A 1,364-nucleotide genomic window follows, 5' to 3' on the forward strand; every position below is an offset into this window, starting at 1 on the left:
CAGCTTCCGGCGTTTCCCCCTGCTTTTGGGTGGAGATTTGAGGCCACACCTCCACCAGCCGCCAAGTGATAAAGCCGCCGTCTGCCAGCAGCAAAATCCACCATAAATCAGGAGCCAGTGAGCCCAGAATCCAAATTGCGATTTGAATTGCGAACAGGCCGCCAACCACCATGACGGCAAGATTTATTACCCTATTCTTCACGGTGCGGCCTCCAGGAAGGGCGGGGTTATTACCGGCATTGGTACAACTTCCAGCTTAAAAGGATTGTGCGGTTTATCACCGCGCATAAGAATGCCGTTCAGGCGTTCCATTGACTGTAACTCGCTTGCCAGGATGCACGGGCGGGTGACGATCTGGATTTGCTCGCTGGCGGTCTTACCAGATGAGTTATGCGAATGACCGGCGGAGAACAGGCCGGGGCGCGAGTTCCCGGCGGTTTGAGACAGCGAGACCGTCCGCCGCTCAATATCTTGTTCGCCCAGGGTCTTTTGCATCTCTAGGGCGGTCTCGCCATCTTCCTGCCGGAGAATGGCACGGGTGGCGACGTTGCCTAGAATTGTGGTGGCCATTTCCTTTCCGTACACACGCCGAAGCTGTGCGAGGGTTTGGATGCCGACGACGAACGAACAGCCGTTTTTCCGGCCCCTGGCAAAGCCATCATCCAGCTTGGATATGTTGCCGATGCTGTCTAGCTCATCCAGAATATAGAATAACCGGCGATGTTCCGCCTCTGGTAGACCTTCGCATGAGGACAGATTCAGGCCCTCAACCACCGCGCAGTCAGCCACCGCCGCCAGGAATTGCCGGAGCAATTCTTTATCGGCCTCGCGGTATGTCACGAACAACCAGCCGTCGCCGCCGTCGCCGTTTTTTACCCAATCCCGTACCGAAAAATCACCATCCGGTTTCAGATGCTCAAATATGGCGATGTGTGGCTTAATTGTTCCCTTGCATCCGGCCATCATTTCCTGGCCGTGCGGGCTGGTCCAACCGAGCAATCCGGCATCGGCTAGATAGTTCGTCAGCTTGTCCTGTGGCCCCGTCAAAAGTCGGTACAATTTTTGCGGATTCTTTTCGCCGCTTTCGTTCATTGCCCGGAGCGTGTCGGCCAGGAGATCGCGACCATACATGGACCATTCAGCCCCGGAGCCTTCCGCCAGAGGCACAAACCCAGCCGCGATGCGCTTATAGTCGGCATCGCTTTTAATTTCTGCAAACGTTGACCAATTGACGGTACGGGTCACGTCAAGCGGGTTTAATAGCTTGTCACCCGGTTGAGCGAACCGACTATAATATCCGCCGTTATTATCAAGAACGATAACGCGGGCATTAGAGCGCTTGCGGATTTCCCGCAAAAACCCCT

The 1,364-nt window shown here is 55.4% G+C and carries 1 protein-coding gene and 1 pseudogene; both read right to left on the bottom strand.

What is annotated here, in order from left to right; translation table 11 throughout:
* Positions 1 to 202, bottom strand: a pseudogene (locus MXAZACID_RS19000) (hypothetical protein); the annotation flags it as partial.
* Positions 199 to 1,364, bottom strand: a 1,166-nt coding sequence (locus tag MXAZACID_RS17240) for a type IV secretion system DNA-binding domain-containing protein (RefSeq protein WP_008495846.1), incomplete at its 5' end; no start/stop codon positions are given. The gene MXAZACID_RS17240 and the pseudogene MXAZACID_RS19000, both read right to left, overlap by 4 nt.

The sequence above is a fragment of the Acidocella sp. MX-AZ02 genome (assembly GCF_000306035.1).
Taxonomy (GTDB): domain Bacteria; phylum Pseudomonadota; class Alphaproteobacteria; order Acetobacterales; family Acetobacteraceae; genus Acidocella; species Acidocella facilis.